This is a genomic window from Microbulbifer maximicatervae (SeqCode), from assembly GCF_056232625.1.
This window is the reverse complement of record NZ_CP174324.1, coordinates 273,415-291,636: the sequence shown is the minus strand read 5'-3', so window position 1 is coordinate 291,636 and position 18,222 is coordinate 273,415. Positions and strand designations below refer to the sequence as shown.

Annotated in this window: 14 protein-coding genes and 2 tRNA genes; 3 read left to right on the top strand and 13 right to left on the bottom strand. The window is 53.1% G+C overall.

All coding sequences use genetic code 11. The features are described 5' to 3' along the window. Positions 1–19 precede the first annotated feature (19 nt). Positions 20–95 (top strand) — tRNA-Asn (locus ACJJI6_RS01275). Positions 96–141: 46 nt separating this feature from the next. Beyond that, positions 142–217 (top strand) — tRNA-Asn (locus tag ACJJI6_RS01270). Between the two features lie 116 nt (positions 218–333). On the opposite strand, the gene ACJJI6_RS01265 is transcribed toward ACJJI6_RS01270, so the two are convergent. The 13 genes from ACJJI6_RS01265 to gyrA form a co-directional block, all read right to left on the bottom strand. Next, complete coding sequence (locus ACJJI6_RS01265) at positions 334–2,286, bottom strand: polysaccharide biosynthesis protein (RefSeq protein WP_475712251.1); 1,953 nt, start codon at positions 2,284–2,286, stop codon at positions 334–336. Positions 2,287–2,339: 53 nt separating this feature from the next. After that, complete coding sequence (locus ACJJI6_RS01260) at positions 2,340–3,230, bottom strand: MraY family glycosyltransferase (RefSeq protein ID WP_475712250.1); 891 nt, start codon at positions 3,228–3,230, stop codon at positions 2,340–2,342. 354 nt (positions 3,231–3,584) lie between these two features. Beyond that, positions 3,585–3,893: a ComEA family DNA-binding protein gene (locus ACJJI6_RS01255; protein ID WP_444897936.1), complete on the bottom strand. Its 309-nt coding sequence runs from the start codon at positions 3,891–3,893 to the stop codon at positions 3,585–3,587. Between the two features lie 141 nt (positions 3,894–4,034). Then, positions 4,035–4,742, bottom strand: a complete 708-nt coding sequence (pyrF, locus tag ACJJI6_RS01250) for an orotidine-5'-phosphate decarboxylase (protein ID WP_475712249.1) — start codon at positions 4,740–4,742, stop codon at positions 4,035–4,037. Between the two features lie 70 nt (positions 4,743–4,812). Further along, positions 4,813–6,006: a lipopolysaccharide assembly protein LapB gene (gene lapB, locus ACJJI6_RS01245; protein ID WP_475712248.1), complete on the bottom strand. Its 1,194-nt coding sequence runs from the start codon at positions 6,004–6,006 to the stop codon at positions 4,813–4,815. Between the two features lies 1 nt (position 6,007). Further along, on the bottom strand, positions 6,008–6,316 hold the full coding sequence (locus ACJJI6_RS01240; protein WP_413662669.1) for a lipopolysaccharide assembly protein LapA domain-containing protein: 309 nt from the start codon (positions 6,314–6,316) through the stop codon (positions 6,008–6,010). A gap of 93 nt (positions 6,317–6,409) precedes the next feature. Further along, a complete protein-coding gene (gene ihfB / locus ACJJI6_RS01235) occupies positions 6,410–6,718 on the bottom strand; it encodes an integration host factor subunit beta (protein WP_282932044.1) in 309 nt (102 codons plus the stop codon). Positions 6,719–6,859: 141 nt separating this feature from the next. After that, positions 6,860–8,539: a 30S ribosomal protein S1 gene (rpsA, locus tag ACJJI6_RS01230; RefSeq protein ID WP_413662670.1), complete on the bottom strand. Its 1,680-nt coding sequence runs from the start codon at positions 8,537–8,539 to the stop codon at positions 6,860–6,862. Between the two features lie 168 nt (positions 8,540–8,707). Further along, entirely contained in the window at positions 8,708–9,397 is a 690-nt protein-coding gene (cmk, locus tag ACJJI6_RS01225) for a (d)CMP kinase (RefSeq protein WP_475712247.1), read from the bottom strand. 74 nt (positions 9,398–9,471) lie between these two features. Further along, a complete protein-coding gene (locus ACJJI6_RS01220; protein ID WP_475712246.1) occupies positions 9,472–11,703 on the bottom strand; it encodes a bifunctional prephenate dehydrogenase/3-phosphoshikimate 1-carboxyvinyltransferase in 2,232 nt (743 codons plus the stop codon). Further along, positions 11,703–12,806, bottom strand: coding sequence for a prephenate dehydratase (pheA, locus tag ACJJI6_RS01215; protein ID WP_475712245.1), 1,104 nt, complete (start codon positions 12,804–12,806; stop codon positions 11,703–11,705). The genes ACJJI6_RS01220 and pheA overlap by 1 nt, the downstream gene beginning before the upstream one ends. A 46-nt stretch (positions 12,807–12,852) precedes the next feature. Next, positions 12,853–13,932, bottom strand: coding sequence for a 3-phosphoserine/phosphohydroxythreonine transaminase (serC, locus tag ACJJI6_RS01210; RefSeq protein WP_475712244.1), 1,080 nt, complete (start codon positions 13,930–13,932; stop codon positions 12,853–12,855). 167 nt (positions 13,933–14,099) lie between these two features. Continuing rightward, positions 14,100–16,661: a DNA gyrase subunit A gene (gene gyrA, locus ACJJI6_RS01205; protein ID WP_108733855.1), complete on the bottom strand. Its 2,562-nt coding sequence runs from the start codon at positions 16,659–16,661 to the stop codon at positions 14,100–14,102. A 192-nt stretch (positions 16,662–16,853) separates the two neighbouring features. Between gyrA and ACJJI6_RS01200 the strand changes: the two genes are divergently transcribed. Continuing rightward, the gene (locus tag ACJJI6_RS01200; protein ID WP_444897943.1) at positions 16,854–18,179 is read left to right on the top strand and encodes a TRZ/ATZ family hydrolase; all 1,326 of its coding nucleotides are present in this window, start codon (positions 16,854–16,856) and stop codon (positions 18,177–18,179) included. Positions 18,180–18,222: the final 43 nt, after the last annotated feature.

The window sequence follows — 18,222 nt, the reverse complement described above, 5'->3', positions numbered from 1 at the left end:
GGCACAGCCGAAAAGATATTCCGCCTTAGCTCAGTTGGTAGAGCAAATGACTGTTAATCATTGGGTCGCTGGTTCGAGCCCAGCAGGCGGAGCCAAATTTCAAAGCGCAGCTTAATTTGCGCTCTATAAGTTAGATTAAATTCCGCCTTAGCTCAGTTGGTAGAGCAAATGACTGTTAATCATTGGGTCGCTGGTTCGAGCCCAGCAGGCGGAGCCAAACAAAAGCCCGGATAGATTCCATCTATCCGGGCTTTTTTCTTTTCTGCTCAAATGTTTTTTAATCTGCATAGAGCTAGCGGCCAGCCGTACTGGTTAGCCGCTCAAAATAACCAGCTAGCGGGAGCCAGCCTCCCCAGCTAACGGCAACCTCTCTACCGTCGCTCCTCCACTTGGTTTTCGCACCTGCCCCTGCCTCGACCAGACAACATCGACCAGCCCCTGCTTGGGTGAATAGCCTTTTACTGCCCGACATAGAATCCTGCGGACCTGCTCGCAATCATGAGAGCCGCACGCATCCCTAAGATCCGAAACCAGGAGCTGCAAAGCCTCGCTATCGAGACGCTCCTCTTCGGCGCGCATAATCATTGGATGGTCCGTGCCCAGTACGTTATCCCCCAACAACAGCTCTTCGTACAATTTCTCCCCAGGACGCAGTCCAGTGAGCTGAATTTCAATATCACCATCAGGGTTTTCTTCATCCCTTACCGTGTGCCCCATCAAACGAATCAAGCGCTCAGCCAGATCGTAGATGCGAACCGGTTCACCCATATCGAGAACAAATACATCCCCGTTGCGCCCCATACTCCCAGCCTGCAATACCAGCTGAGCCGCTTCGGGAATTGTCATAAAGTAACGGGTTACTTTTGAGTGGGTCACAGTTACCGGACCACCGGCATTGATCTGATCCGTGAACAAGGGAATTACCGAGCCGGAAGAGCCGATAACATTGCCAAACCTGACCATGCACACGCGCATCTTATTAAAGCGGCGACCAACATCCTGGCAAATCAGCTCGGCAAATCTTTTGGTAGCCCCCATCACATTGGTTGGCCGAACAGCCTTATCAGTAGAGATAAGCACAAACTGCTCAACTCCATGCTGCTCTGCGGCCTCAAGTACGGAGAGGGTACCCAGGACATTGTTGTCGGCACCAATAACGACATTCTGCTCAACCAGGGGCACATGCTTGTATGCGGCCGCATGGTAAATTGTATGCACGGAGAAGCCCTGAATAATTTCCGCCATACGCTCAGTATTGCGCACATCACCAAGCAGCGCCGTCACCTCGAACTGGACCCCGTCATCCTGGTGCTGTTGTCGCAGCTCGCGCTCTATCTGATAGAGGGCATATTCAGAGGTCTCAACAACAACCAGCCTGGCAGGCTTCCATTGCGATATCTGCCTGCACAATTCCGACCCTATGGACCCGCCAGCACCAGTAACCAAAACCACCTTGCCGCTGATAGAGCCAGAAACGAGCTCCTTCTGAGGTTCAACAGGGGCTCGCCCCAGGATATTTTCATAGGTCTGCGAAACATCCTCTGCCCGCCCCACACCGTCGAGCAGCTCTTCCACTCCAGGAATCGCCTTTACCACCAGACCTCGCTCTCTGAGCGCTTTGGTTATCTCCCTGCGGCGCCGCCGCGGCACTCCTGGCATCGCAAGGACCACCTCAGCAATATCCTTATCTGCGACAACTTCAAGCATATCTGCAGGGTTATACACCAACAGACCATCGATGAAGGTCTTTTGCTTAGAGGCGTTATCATCAAAAAAAGCAACGGGCTTATAGAGCTGCCCATGAACTAGCGCCTTATACATTTGCAAACCCGCAGTACCAGCACCATAAATAGCCACCCGGGTTTTATGAATTTCCAATGCAGTCTGATAGTAAAGGCGAACCAACCAGCGGGATCCGCCCACCGCAACAAATGCAAAGCACCAGTAGATAACAGGGACAGAGCGAGGAACCCCTGCCGTAGTCAGGTAAGAAAAGAGCGCCAACATCACTGCAGAAAGAGTGACCCCCTGCAGAACCGCAATGATAGCTTTTTGCCCCATGTACCGAATAATCGTCCGGTACAAGCCGAGCCGGAGAAAAATAAAGCTAGTGGCAACTAGTGTTAATGTCAGGCAGACCACCATTCGCCACTCGAAAAATTGAGCGACACTATTAAGCCTAATCACCATTGCCAATAAAAAGGCCATGCTTAGCATCAGCATATCAAAGGCCAGCATCAATACTGGCTTATGGGCTTTCTTTACATTGCGCCAAACTCTTGTCACAAGACTCCCCGAAATCTATTTACCTTTAAAACGACATCCAGCATGAGAGACATTCACCTCCCCTCAAGTACAACAGCTGCCAGCGCCACTAAAGAAAAAGATATCATTGCGCCCAGCTGCAAAATGAGCGCCCTTTTAACGCCAATCTTAATTGCGCACCTCTGGTAGAAATGCTCACGATGAGCTTCCCACCAACGCTGACCACTCAACGCCCTTTTTAGCAGTGTATATGTAGCATCCAACCAAAATGGTATAAATATGACCACGGGTATCCAAAGCTCAAACGCTCCCCGCTGCCAGCCAAATAAGCTGACAGCAACCACCCCCAAACCTACGCCCGTGGAGCCAGCATCACCTAAAAAAATCTTCGCCGCAGGCCAGTTGAAGACCAGAAAAACGAACGCACAAACAGCCACCAGGGCACAGAGCCAGGCTAACTCCAAGTCCCCATTTAAAGTGCAAATAATCCCCAAGGAGGAAAAGCCAACAAGCGTCATTGACCCCGCTAGACCATCCATTCCATCCATAAAGTTGTAGAGGTTGATAACCCAGGCCCCCGCCAAAATAAGGACCGGGTACAACCACCACTCCAAACTTTCTGGCAGTGCAAACAGAAGAAAGACCACAGCTAGAAGATGAGCTGAAAAGCGAAGATGTATGGCTACATCTCCAAGATCATCCAGTGCGGATACCACTAACAACAGTGTAAATGCAACCAACACCAACGGAGACAGGTCAAGTGGGCTAGCGACTACCGCAACCAGACAACCGAGCAAAAAGGCCCAACCACCTGTGCGAGGTACCGGCACCGAGTGCATTGAACGATTATTGGGCACATCGAGCGCAAAATTGCGCATCCTCACGATAAACAACGATGTAGCGCCATAGCTTGCCGCTAAAGCCAGCAATAGCGGTATTACCCACTCCCAAGCGATACTAATCAACTAACCAACCCTTATCACTTTCAAGCAAGCCAATCCTTCCGACCACATTCAACAAACAGGACAAGGAAGCACCATGCCCAGCAAAGGAATTAAAAATGTTTTCACAACTCGACAGAAAAACCTAAAGGTTATCCAGGCGGGGAACATTTACCAACAATGAAAGGGGGACGAGAACAGGAGGTAGAACACAACGAATGGTGTAGCTCTGCGGCAGACGCAACATAAATGCTACATTTTATCGACAGTAACAACTGAAATTCATCTGGGGGAGTCATCTATTAAGGCTCTCTTGCTCACCAACTCAAAACCCCAACTGGAGACCACAAAAAACCACCAGTCGGGACCCATAAACCTTTAGAGCCGAATCAAATCCCTGTTTTTATCCAGGGTTGCCGCGCCGATTCCCTTAACATTCAACAGCTGCTCCACAGAGGTAAACGGGCCATGCACCTCGCGATACTCAACGATTAATTGTGCCCGTGCTTCGCCAATGCCATTCAACCTCTCAGCAAGTTCAACAGCTGAAGCACTGTTGACATTGACAGACAGCACAACCTCTTTGGCTTCAACGCTGCCCATCTCTCCCGCAAATGCAGATGGACTCAAAAAAAGCGAAAAAGCTAGCGCAAAAACAACAGAAAACAATTGGTAGGTCAATTTCATGGTCAACTCCCAGTGAATTATCGGTTTCACTTTGGGACTGCTATTACCTCCCCCAAGCCACACCATGATATCAACGGGCAACTTTCTGTCGGCTCAGGCCTAATTACACATCATTACAAGTTGCGAAGCAAGACAACCATGCTAACCTGCCAGTTCGGCCAGAATTGACTTCAAGGCCACTAAAGGCTCAGATGCGGCAGTGATGGGGCGACCTACAACCAAATAGTCAGAACCTTGCGCCAAAGCTTCAGCAGGCGTCAAAGTACGCCGCTGATCCCCGGCATCAGAGCCCGCGGGACGAATTCCCGGCGTCACTAGTGAAAAACCGGCCCCACATTCACTGCGCAGCAGTTGAGCCTCCCGTGCGGAGCAGACTACACCGTCGAGACCGCAGGATTTAGCTTGAGAGGCCAGGTGCAACACCTGCTTTTCCAGCGGAGCAGCCACACCAACTGCAGCCAGTTCCTCTGCAGTTGTGCTGGTAAGTACGGTAACCGCAATTAATAGAGGCTTATCTTCGCCAAATTCCCGCAGGGTCTCGGCGGCAGCCAACATCATCCGCTCACCGCCACTTGCGTGAACATTAACCATCCATACCCCCAATTTCGCGGCAGCTTTAACGGCCTTCGCAACAGTATTGGGGATATCGTGAAATTTAAGATCCAGAAATACCTGGAAGCCCCGGTCAACCAGAGTTTTCACCAAGTCTGGACCAGCGGCAGTAAACAGCTCCTTACCAACCTTGACCCGACACAGCGACGGATCGAGCTGATCTGCCATTGCCAGTGCAGACTCAGCATTGTCGTAATCCAGAGCAACGATAACCGGAGAAGAAACTTTAGACTGCAAGAAAAACCTCATTTATTTCAAAAGCCGTCCCGACCAGGCCGTCAGCCCAATGTACAGGACAGTCATTACTTTACTCGCCCTCAATCCCCTTAACGGAGCGTACTGAATCCCAGTGCTTGCAGCTCGGACACAACCAGTGCAACTGATTGCCCGAAAACCCGCAATTGCTACACCGGTAGTGAGGGCGGCTCGCTATAAGCTGGTCGATTAATGTCTTGAGTAGGGAAAGATTCTCTCTCGCCCTACCCTCTGTACTATCTAAATGCAGATCGAGAAAGCGTCCCAACCCCCTCAAAGACGGGCGCAACGCCAGCTGCTTCCCCATAAATGCAGCCGCTGCAGCCTCACTATCCTGCAGCTGAATACGCTCAGTCAGGGCAATCAATACGCTATTAGAGGGGTGCTCTTTCAACAGGGATTCAAGATAGCGATCCAACCCCTTGCCATCCCCTAAATCCCCATAACAAGTAATCAACAACTCAAGGATTTCAGGAATATAGTCCGGGCTCTGCTTGGGGATCCGCTGTAAAACCTTAATGGCCTCTCTCGGCTTGCCAAGCAGATATTCGAGGCGACCCCACAGCAAATTTGCCCGCACTGAGCTGCGCTCATAACTCAGGGCAGAATCGATATGCTTCCTTGCACTTAGGTAATCCTTTGCCGCTATTGACTCCTCTGCCAATTCGCAGCAAAAATGAGCCTGAACCGGGGCCCAGTCAGCCGAGAGGCGCTTGAACCGCCGGCCATGCAACAGGTTTACAGCATGGATCGCTTTAGCCCATTCCCTTTCATCCCGGTAGACTTCAATCAGACGCTCCAGGCTAACAGCCTTTAACTCCTGAGAGGTCTCAACCAGCTCTTGTAGCAGACGTTCAGCTCTATCCAGCCAGCCAGCAGAAATATAGTCACAGGCAAGTTCAAGTTGAGCTTTGTTTTGACTAACCCTGGACAAGCTCGGGCGCCCGAGTAAATTTTGATGGACTCGAATCGCCTGATCGTACTCTCCTCTTCGGCGCAACAGACTTCCAAGAGCCAGGTGGGTGTCAAAAGTAGCCTGACTTACTTCCAGAGAGTCAATAAATTTATCGATGGTATCGTCGTGGCGCTCACTCAATAAATAGTTTAAGCCCTGGGCGTAAGACCTCACCAGCGCATGCTCTTGCTCACTATAATCCGCCACTTTCTTTTTGGCGCTGCCTCGCCCCAGCACCCAGCCGATCGCGATTGCCGCAAGCAGGAAAAAGAAATAGGTAAAATCGAGCAAATCAGTCTCCAGAAGCCTTGCGGTGGGCGGTGTGTAATTCCCGCTCCATTTTCTTCAATTGCTTCTCGAGCGACCGCACTTGGCGACGCTTGGCATAAACAGGCTGCAGACTAACGACAAAACCCAGCAACAACCCCAGCAACAAGAAACCAATCAACCAAAAGCCTACACTTCCCGCCGGCAGTTGATAGCCTACAATATTTGGCTTGATAGTCTCCGGATTGGCAACTGCGAAATAAATCCCCAAAGCGATGCAAAGCAGGGCGACGACCCCATAGACGATGCGTGTCAGCCAACGCAAAAATGACAAGGGAACCTCCACGTTCCACAAAAAACTTTATCGATTAACGACGAAGCTCACCCCGATTAATGGCAGTATTCACACTGCTGCCAGGGAGTCTAATCATACTTCGATACTCGCCTCATCGTGCATACTTCGATTCACTCTGTCGCGCAACTCTTTGCCAGGCTTGAAATGCGGGACATATTTCCCGGCGAGATCAACCGCGTCCCCAGTTTTGGGATTCCGGCCCGTACGCGGGGCTCGATAATGAAGAGAAAAGCTACCAAAGCCGCGTATCTCTATACGCTCACCCTGGGACAGGGCATCTGACATGGTGTCGAGCACCACTTTTACCGCCAGCTCTACATCCTTAACTGGCAGCTGATCCAACCTCAACGCAATCCTTTCGATCAGTTCGGACTTGGTCATGCGCTCCGCAACCTTTGTAAGTCATTGATTATTCTGGAGTAGAGCACCAATCATCTAATAGAAAGCCGGACTGGGCAACCCCAGTCCGGCTTTCGGGTCGCTCCAAATGATCCATTTGGAGCTATGAACACTCAAAGACGATTAGTCTTTGTTATTCATTTGAGCCTTGATCAGGTCACCGATAGTAGCGGGCTGAACTTGCTCAGACTGCTTCTTACTGTGATCCTTGATAGCTTGCTTCTCGTCGTCCTGGTCTTTGGCTTTGATAGACAGGCTGATCACGCGGTTCTTGCGATCCACGCTGGTGATCTTAGCTTCTACTTCTTCGCCTTCTTTCAGGACGTTGCGAGCATCTTCAACCTTGTCGCGGCTGATTTCAGAAGCGCGCAGCACGCCTTCTACTTCGTCCGCCAGGGTGATTACTGCTTGCTTAGCGTCAACTTCCTTAACAGTACCTACAACGATGCTGCCGCGATCGCTGGTGGTAACGTAGTCGGAGAACGGATCGGACTCCAACTGCTTGATGCCCAGGGAGATACGCTCACGCTCGGAATCGATGCCCAGGATAACAGTCTCGATTTCGTCGCCTTTCTTGAACTTGCGAACAGCTTCTTCGCCAGCTTCGTTCCAGGAGATGTCGGACAGGTGAACCAGACCGTCGATGCTGCCGTCGAGGCCAATGAAGATACCGAAGTCAGTGATGGACTTGATCTTACCGGAGATCTTGTCGCCCTTAGCGAATTTACGCGCGAAGGCATCCCACGGATTTTCCTGGCACTGCTTGATACCCAGGGAGATACGACGACGCTCTTCGTCGATATCCAGGATCATCACCTCTACCTCGTCGCCAACCTGGACAACTTTGGACGGGTGAATATTCTTGTTGGTCCAATCCATTTCGGAAACGTGTACCAGACCTTCCACACCTTCTTCCAGCTCGGCAAAGCAGCCGTAGTCGGTCAGGTTGGTTACAACAGCCTTCACGCGGCTGTTCTCTGGGTAACGCTGCTTGATGGATACCCAAGGATCTTCGCCCAACTGCTTCAGGCCCAGGGATACACGGCTGCGCTCGCGGTCGAACTTCAGTACTTTTACTTCGATCTCATCGCCAACGTTCACGATCTCGCTCGGATGCTTGATGCGCTTCCAAGCCATATCGGTGATGTGCAGCAGGCCGTCGATGCCGCCCAGGTCTACGAAAGCACCGTAGTCGGTCAGGTTCTTCACGATACCCTTGACGCTCATGCCTTCCTGCAGGCTTTCCAGCAGAGCTTCACGCTCTTCGGAGGTGGCAGCTTCCATAACGGCGCGGCGGGAAACAACTACGTTGTTGCGCTTGGAGTCCAGCTTGATAACTTTGAACTCGAGCTCTTTACCTTCCAGGTGCGCGGTGTCGCGAACCGGACGAACGTCAACCAGAGAGCCGGGCAGGAACGCACGGATATTGGCAACATCAACAGTAAAGCCACCTTTAACCTTACCACTGATAACACCTTTAACCACTTCGTCAGCTGCGTGAGCTGCGTCGAGGATTTTCCAGGCTTCAGCGCGCTTGGCTTTTTCGCGGGACAGACGGGTTTCACCGAAACCGTCTTCTACAGCTTCCAGGGCAACCTGTACTTCGTCGCCCACCTGCAGCTCAACTTCACCTTTATCGTTGGCGAATTGTGCAGCAGGGATAACGCCTTCAGACTTCAGGCCCGCGTGAACGGTAACCCAGTCTTTATCTACGTCGATTACAACACCAGTAACAATTGCGCCCGGTGCCATTTCAACGCTTTTCAGGCTCTCTTCAAATAGATCAGCAAAGCTCTCGCTCATTACATTACCTATAGTGCTGGGTCCAGCCGTTGGTAACTGTTAAGTCTAGTCAACCGCCAGCCGCGACCCCAACCGCGCTGCCAGCACGCGGGTCGGATTACGATAACGGCCGGGCGATTCTGGCTGATCCCGGCCGCTGTCGTTAGAAAACTATTTACTGCCCGAACTTCAGGGTGAAATACGGTCCTGAACTAAATCGAGCACTTTTCGGAGGACTTCATCGATACTCACCCCCGTACTATCCAGCTCAACCGCATCCTCAGCGGGAGCCAGGGGGGAGGCTTTTCTGTTCATATCCTGTGCGTCTCGGGCACGGATGTCCTCCAGCAGGTCGCGGAGGCTAACAGAAACCCCCTTCTCCTGCAACTGAGCGAAACGCCTGTTAGCTCGCTCCTCAGCGCTGGCGGTTAGGTAAACCTTGACCGGCGCGTCGGGAAACACGGTAGTGCCCATATCCCGACCATCGGCAACCAAGCCGGGGGCCTGGCGGAAGTCCCGCTGGCGCTGCAACAGCGCTGCCCGCACTCCGGGGATGGCCGCGACCTTGGATGCGGCCATACTCACCCGCTCCATACGAATATCTGCGGTGACGTCACTCTCTTCCAGCCACACCTGCAACTGACCGCCACTCACGCTAAAGCGCACATCGAGGTCTTTCGCCAATTCAGTCAGCATCTTGTCATTGGAAAGATCAACCTCCTTATCAAGTGCAGCCAAAGCGGCAGCCCGATAAAGGGCCCCGGAGTCCAACAAGGAAAAGCTCAGGCGATCAGCCAAAAGCTTTGCAATGGTCCCCTTGCCCGAACCACTGGGACCATCAATGGTAACTACTGGTGGCAACCCGTTTGTATCACTCATATTATTTATACAACTCAACATCTCTGGCGGATGCACTCAAGCGGACCACAACCGCCCAAACCTGAATGCCCGTGTCACGCCAACTGCAACTTGAGACCCGCGCCCGTTGCCAGTTCGGCAAAGTTCGGGAATGAGGTCGCCACATTGGCGCAGTGAAGGATGCGGATTGTATCCTTTGCGCGCAGCGATGACACTGCAAACGCCATAGCAATACGGTGATCCCCTAAGCTATCGACGGTGCCTCCAGAAAATACCGCACCCTCTTTGCAGCCCTGGATCACGATACCGTCCGGTGTTGGCTCAGCTTTTACCCCAAGTGCAATCAAGCCATTTGCCATCGCCTGAATCCGGTCACTCTCTTTGACCCGCAACTCCTCCGCACCAGTCAGGACGGTCTCACCTTCTGCACAAGCTGCCGCAACAAACAATGCGGGAAACTCATCAATCGCCAGGGGTACCTGATCCTCAGGGATGCGAATTCCCTTCAAGGGCGCATAGCGAACACGAATATCCGCCACCGGCTCACCGCCCACTTCGCGCATATTCAGCAATTCAACATTGCCGCCCATTGCACGGAGGATATTGATAACCCCATCGCGGGTGGGATTGATCCCCACATGCTCCAGCACAACATCGGAACCGGGAGAGATAGCGGCAGCAACCATAAAGAATGCAGCTGAAGAAATATCGGCAGGCACATCGATGCGACAGGATTTCAGTGAGCCACCGCCCACCAACTTAGCCTGAGCACCATCCCGCTCCACCTTATAACCAAAGCCCTGCAACATGCGCTCGGTATGATCTCTAGTGGGCGCCGGCTCAACGGTAGACGTTTGACCCTCACTATAGAGCCCAGCCAGCAATACCGCTGATTTCACCTGGGCACTGGCCATCGGCAGCGGGTAATCGATCCCTTTCAACGCACTCCCCCCCTTAATCAAAAGCGGCGGACGACCTTCCGGGCCAGTCTCAATATTTGCACCCATCTCACGCAGGGGGTTAGCCACGCGATTCATCGGGCGCTTTGACAGGGACTCATCGCCAGTGAGTGTTACGTCGAAATCCTGCCCGGCAAGCAATCCAGCCAACAGGCGCATGGAGGTCCCGGAGTTACCGAGATATAGCGGTCCGGGCGGTGCCTGCAAGCCATTAAGGCCCACACCATGAATTACAACCCGACCATTGTCCGGCCCCTCAATTACGACCCCCATATCGCGGAAAGCCTGCAGGGTTGCCAGCGCATCCTCACCCTCCAGGAAGCCCTCAACTTCTGTAACTCCCTCGGCCAGGGAGCCCAGCATAATTGAGCGGTGCGACATGGATTTGTCCCCCGGCACCCTGAGCTTGCCATTTACAGCCTCGCCCGGCTGCACGATAAAAGTAATCTCTTGTACTTGCATAGGTTCCGAATACGCTTGTTTTGCCAACATTTTGGTAAAGTGATCCCGTGCCGCTTTGGCGCGAGTAAAAACCCCCATCAGGGCAGCGCTATCACCGGAGGCAATAGCGTCGCGCAGGGAAGAAAGGTTGAGGCTGTATAGGTCGATGGCCTTTAAGATGGCATCCCGATTGGCGAGCATGATATCTCGCCACATAACCGGGTCACTGGAAGCGATACGAGTAAAATCACGGAAGCCTCCCGCCGCATAGCGGAAGATATTTTCGTTTTCCGCATCGTGGGCCAAAGTGTCCACAAGGCTAAAAGCGATGACATGGGGAAGATGGCTCGTAGCGGCCAGAACCTCGTCGTGCTCCTCCACTGACATTGTCAGGGGCTCAGCTCCCACGGCCTGCCATGCTCGCTCCACAAGCTGCAAATGAGCAGCCCCTGTATTCGCAAGCGGCGTCAGGATAATGCGGTGATCCCTATAGAGGTCATCTCTCGCCGCGGTAACACCACTTTTTTCAGAACCAGCAATTGGGTGTCCTGGCACCAGAAAATCTGGAGCACTCCCCCACACTTTTTCTGCCGCTGCCACCACGCTACCTTTTACGCTGGCACCATCTGTCACGGTGACTCCCGTCGGCAGGCGTTCTTTCAGCTGCGCGAATACAGACTCAATCGCCAGTGTCGGCACAGCCACAAACACCAAATCGCCCGGTTCCAGCTGCGGCAATACCAGCTCGAGACTGGTGCTGGCCCGATCAACAATACCAAGCGCCCTGGCTTCATCGCAGACACTCTCTTCCAGAGCGACCCCGATAACCTCTCGGCAAGCCCTGGCAGCTTTCAGTGCAAGGGCAAAACTCCCCCCAATTAAACCGATCCCAACAACCAGCAGTCGGCCAATTTGAGCTTGCGCCATCACAGCACTCCGCGAGGGTAGGAACCCAGCACTTTCAGATCTGAGGCACAGCCTCCAACCTCTTTTAGCGCCTCGGCAATTCCCTGGGTATCGCGGTGGCCGCTAAAATCGATAAAGAACACATAGGTCCAATTGCCAGACTGCGATGGCCGGGTCTCTACCCGAGTCAAATCGACACTGTAGCGACGAAACGGCTCCAGGAGATCGTGCAGAGCACCTGGCTCATTGCGCATTGATACCATCAATGAGGTCTTATCATCCCCACTCGCAGGCACTTGCTGGGTACCAATAATCAAGAAGCGGGTGGAATTATCCGGGCGATCTTCTATTTTCTCCGACAGCACCTTCAGCCCGTAGAGTTCCGCTGCCATATCGCCAGCTATCGCCGCAGCATTCCACTCACCCTTAACGCGCTTGGCCGCATCCGCATTGCTGGCAACCGCCACACGCTCCACATTGGGATAATGGGCATCAAGCCACTTGCGGCACTGCGCCAGACTCTGCGCATGGGAATAAATACGAGTGATTGACTCTGGGCGCGTTACATCTGAGATCATCAAGTGATGATGGATACGCAACTCCACCTCACCGCAGATGCTCAGGTTGGAGTGCATAAAGTTGTCCAGGGTGTGGTTGATCACCCCTTCGGTAGAGTTTTCTACCGGCACAACACCGTAACTGACGGCACCTGCTTCTACCTCACGGAAAACTTCATCAATTGCTGCCAGCGGCCGGCTCTGGGCCGAGTTGCCGAAGTGCTTTAATGCCGCCTGCTGGGTAAAAGTACCCTCAGGGCCCAGGTAGGCCACTTTGACGGGCTCTTCCAAGGCCAGGCAGGCTGACATAATTTCGCGAAACAGTCGCGCCATTTCTTCATCTGTCAGCGGACCATTATTCCGCTCCATAGCCTTGCGCAGCACTTGTGCCTCGCGCTCCGGCCGATAATAGAGAGCATCCTCGCCAGTAGCTTTCTTAACCCCTGCAACCTCCAGGGCGCAGCGAGCCCGCTCACTAATTAAGCGAGCAATCTCTCCATCAATACTGTCGATCTGATTGCGCAGCTCCAGCAGTCGCTGGTCACCACTCACAGTTTCCTCTGCCATTCGTCTATCTACTTTCTCTAGAAATCATCAAGATTGAATTAACCACCTAAGCTTTACGCGCTTCAAAATCCGCCATAAATGCCACAAGCGCTTCCACTGCCTCCATGGGAACGGCGTTATATAGCGACGCGCGCATACCACCCACAGAGCGGTGCCCCTTTAAGCTCAACAAACCCGCTTCTTCTGACTCAATCAAAAACTGCTTATCCAGGCGATCGTCAGCCAATACAAAGGGCACATTCATGCGGGAGCGACTTCCCTCCTCAACCGGACTGGAGAAAAAGTCACTGCTATCGAGGAAGTCATACAGCATTTTGGACTTAGCATCGGCCTGCTTAGCCATCGCATCAACTCCCCCCTGATCTTTTAACCACTGGAAGACAAGACCAGACAAGTACCAAGCGAAAGTAGGCGGCGTGTTATCCATAGAGCCCGCTTCTGCAGCCACCTTCCAGCTCAAACTGCGAGGAATATTTTCCAGTGAGCGAGCGAGTAAATCATCCCGAATCAAGGCTACAGCGATACCTGAGGGGCCAATGTTTTTCTGCGCGCCGGCATAGATAACGCCGAACTTTTCCACCTCAATCGGTTGAGACAAAATAGTTGAGGACATATCCGCCACTAGCGGGCACTCCACTTCCGGCACATAGCCAAACTCAACACCGCCAATCGTCTCGTTGGGGGTATAGTGGAAATAAGCCGCATCACCACTCGACTGCCAGCTGTCTGCCGCAGGTGCATAGCTGAAGTTGCGATCCTCACTGGATGCAACCACATTTACCTCACCGTAGCGGCGAGCTTCTTTAATCGCTTTGGCCGCCCAACTACCGGAGTGTATAAATTCAGCTTTGGATGAGCCGGCACCGAGAAGATTCCAGGGCACGGCACTGAATTGCCCAGTTGCCCCACCCTGAAGAAACAACACTTTGTAGTTGCTCGGCACACTGAGCAGATCGCGGAGATCCTGTTCGGCCCGCTCAGCTACCTCAACAAACTCTGGAGAACGGTGGCTGACTTCCATTACAGAGCAACCGAGCCCTTGCCAATTGAGCAACTCCCTTTGCGCCTGCTCCAATACGGGCTGCGGTAAAGCGGCAGGACCTGCACAGAAATTAAACTTCCTCATGAGCTGATTTCCACAATACAAAAAAGGTTTCAAATACAACTAGATGTGTCTACGCACAAATTGCCATTCAGGGGGATAGATATCGCGCCTTTAGCGTTTTTCGTGGGAGCCAAAGGCAAGAAAGGCCGCGATAAACGCAGCCTTTCTTAGTGGTCTGGAGCGGTGGGTCACTCTTCCCCACCGTTTTCTTCACCGTCATCTTCGGTCTCTTCAATGCGACCGAGACCAACCAGCTTCTCGCCAGTCTTCAGGCGAATCACTCGCACCCCCTGCGTGTTGCGCCCAAGTACAGACACTTCATCAACACGGGTACGCACCAGAGTACCCTGGTCGGAGATCAACATCATCTCCTCACCTGGGTGCACCTGACAGGCCCCAACCAAGGCACCGTTACGTTCACTTTCCGCGATCGCAATAACACCCTGGGTACCGCGTCCCTTGGTGGGGAATTCACTGATAGCTGTGCGCTTACCGTAACCATTCTCAGTAGCCATCATCACAGAGCCACCCTCTTCAGGGATAACCATAGCGATAACCTGCTGACCTTCCTGCATACGAATACCGCGAACACCACGGGAAACACGACCCATAGAGCGCACATTGGACTCGGAGAAGCGCGCCGCCTTACCGGCGCTGGTAAACAGCGCTACATCGCGCTCACCATCAGTAATCGCAGTGGCTACCAGGCGATCGCCCTCCTCCAATTCAATTGCACGCAAACCAACACTGCGGGGGCGGGCAAAAGCGGTGAGGGGGGTTTTCTTCACGGTGCCATTGGCAGTGGTGAAGAAGATAAAGTGATTTTCGTCGTACTCGGACACCGGCATCATGCTGCTGATACGCTCACCCTCTTCCAGGGGCAGCATATTAACCATTGGGCGACCACGGGAGGCTCGGCCAGCGGTGGGCACTTCGTAGACTTTCAGCCAGTACACCTTGCCCTTATTAGAGAAGCATAGAAGGGTGTCATGGGAGTTGGCGATCAATAGATGCTCGACGAAGTCCTCGTCTTTTACCTGGGTCGCGGATTTACCCATACCACCACGGCGCTGGGCCTGGTAATCGGTCAGCGGCTGGCTCTTGGCGTAACCACCGTGGGAGATAGTTACTACCTTGTCTTCCGGGGTAATCAGGTCTTCAACGGTCAGATCCTGGCGAGACGCAACGATATCGGTACGACGCTCATCGTTAAAGTCCTTTGACAGCTGCTCTAACTCTTCGCGGATCACTTCCATCAGGCGCTCGAAGCTGCCGAGGATATGCAGGTATTCAGCGATCTGCTCCAGTCGATCCTGGTATTCTGCCAACAGCTTGTCGTGCTCCATACCGGTCAAGCGGTGCAGGCGCAATTCGAGAATTGCCTGAGCCTGGGCCGGGGACAAGTAGTAAGAGTCGTCGCGCAAACCAAATTCTTGCGGCAGATCATCTGGACGGCAGGCATCAGCACCAGCCCGCTCCAGGAACTGCTGTACATTGCCCACAGGCCAGCCTTTAGCCAGCAACGCCTCGCGGGCATCTGCCGGTGTGGCGGAAGATTTGATCAGCTCGATTACCGGATCGATATTGGCGATGGCAATCGCCAGACCTTCCAGAATATGACCGCGCTCGCGGGCTTTGCGCAACAGGTAGACCGTACGACGGGTAACGACTTCCTGGCGGTGGCGAATAAAGTGCTCGAGCAGCTCTTTGAGGTTCAATACCTTGGGCTGGCCATCGACCAGGGCCACCATATTGATACCGAAGACGCTTTCCAGCTGGGTCTGGGAATAGAGGTTATTCAGGACCACATCACCCAGCTCTCCTCGCTTAAGCTCAATCACTACGCGCAAGCCGTCTTTGTCGGACTCGTCGCGCAGCTCAGAGATACCCTCGATCTTTTTCTCTTTCACCAGCTCAGCAATACGCTCGATCAAGCGCGCTTTATTCAACTGGAAGGGGATCTCAGTAATGATGATGGTTTCGCGATTGGTCTTGTCATCGCGGATCACATCTGCTTTGGCACGCACATAAATGCGGCCACGGCCAGTGCGGTAGGCAAGGAGAATACCGGCGCGGCCATTGATGATGGCGCCCGTGGGGAAGTCCGGCCCGGGGATGTACTCCATCAGGTCGTCGACGGTCAACTCGGAATTATTGATCAGAGCCAGACAAGCCTTGATCACCTCACCCAGATTATGGGGAGGGATATTGGTGGCCATACCTACCGCAATACCGGAGGAACCATTGACCAAGAGGTTCGGCACACGCGAAGGCAACACCTCCGGCATTTGCTCGGAACCATCGTAGTTATCGACAAAATTAACAGTTTCTTTATCGAGGTCGGACAGCAGCTCGTGGGCCAACTTATCCATACGAATTTCGGTGTATCGCATGGCAGCTGGACTGTCACCATCGATAGAACCGAAGTTACCCTGGCCATCTACCAAGGTGTAACGCATAGAAAACGGCTGCGCCATACGCACAATAGTGTCGTAGACCGCAGTGTCTCCGTGCGGGTGATATTTACCGATTACATCACCAACGACACGCGCTGATTTCTTGTAAGGTTTATTCCAGTCGTTTTTAAGCTCGCTCATCGCGTAGAGCACGCGGCGGTGTACCGGCTTGAGGCCATCGCGTACATCCGGCAGTGCGCGCCCGACAATCACGCTCATGGCATAGTCGAGATAAGACTGCTTGAGTTCTTCTTCGATATTAATCGGAGAGATTTCTTTGGCTAATTCGCCCATGGCTTACGGCGTTCCTTTTATAGCGCGGGCGTACGTACTGTGCCCGGGATAAGCGGGCGATTCTACCATAGTTTGAGATGTTTGGAGCCGCAGGACTCGGAGATATCCAACTGCGGCACAAACCACAGTTGTCGCCCCCATTGACTGCGGCTACAGTAAAACACCCCCACAGCAGCCACCAGATAACTCCTCATGCAACAAGCTGTCGATACCCTGATCCACGCACGCTGGATCATACCCGTCGTACCCGAGAAAAAAGTGTACGAAAATTGTTCACTCGCAATAGAAAAGGGCAAAATCTCTGCTCTGGTACCCACAGCCGAGGCCTCAATTCGCTTTAGGGCAACAGATGAAGTCGACCTGGGGCAACACGCACTAATTCCAGGGTTAATTAATACTCACAACCATGCGCCCATGACGCTATTGCGCGGCTACGCTGATGACCGCCCCCTTAAAGAGTGGCTGGAGCAGCACATCTGGCCGACAGAGCAACGCTGGGTAGGTCCGCAATTTGTAGCTGACGGCAGCCGGCAAGCGATTGCCGAGATGCTGCGCTCTGGTACTACTACTTTTTCTGATCAGTACTTCTTCCCGGAAGCCGTCGCCATTGCTGCGCGGGAAAGCGGAATCAGAGCCCATATCGCCTTCCCCGTGCTCGATGCCCCAACCCCCTGGAGCCGCAATAGCGACGAGGCCCTGCACAAAGGATTGGCGTTACGCGATGATTATCGTACGCACGATCGAATTGAGGTGGTATTTGCACCCCACGCCCCCTACACCGTGGGGGATAAAACACTGGAGAAAATTGCAGTCTGCTCTGCCGAAGCGCAGATCCCCATGCAAATGCACCTCCACGAGACCCACGCTGAAGTTGAAAGCGCCCTGAACGCTAATGGAGAGCGGCCCACCGAACGGCTATTCCGCCTTGGGCTGCTGGGGCCGCAGACACTTTGTGTACATATGGTGGCCACTAATGAACGAGACATTGAGCTAGTGAGTTCAAGTGGCGCCCATGTTTCTCACTGCCCATCATCCAATCTCAAGCTCGCCTCAGGCTTTTGCCCAACCTATGACATGCTGGAAGCCGGTATCAACGTATCCCTTGGCACCGATGGCGCTGCGAGCAATAACACCCAAGACTTGTTCTCCGAAGCCAACACAGCCGCACTACTGGCAAAAGCTGTTAGCGGGAACGCAACAGCCCTACCCGCGCATCAGACACTGAGCATGGCGACTATCAACGGAGCCAAAGCACTGGGAATTGAAGATATAACCGGAAGCCTGGAAGTAGGCAAAAGCGCAGACATTGCTGCTATCAATCTCGGCGGTCTAGAACAGCAGCCTTTGCATGACCCAGTGTCCCAGTTGATTTATACCAACGGAGGACACAATGTCAGTGATGTCTGGGTTGCAGGGCGACAACTTTTAAAGGAGCGCCAGCTACAAACCTTAAACGAAACTGAGGTTATCCAGCGGGCGCAAATATGGCGTGATAGAATCAGCGGAAATTTACGCTAGATAACTGATTCCGGCCCAATCACTGAAAAATGCCGGTTACGAG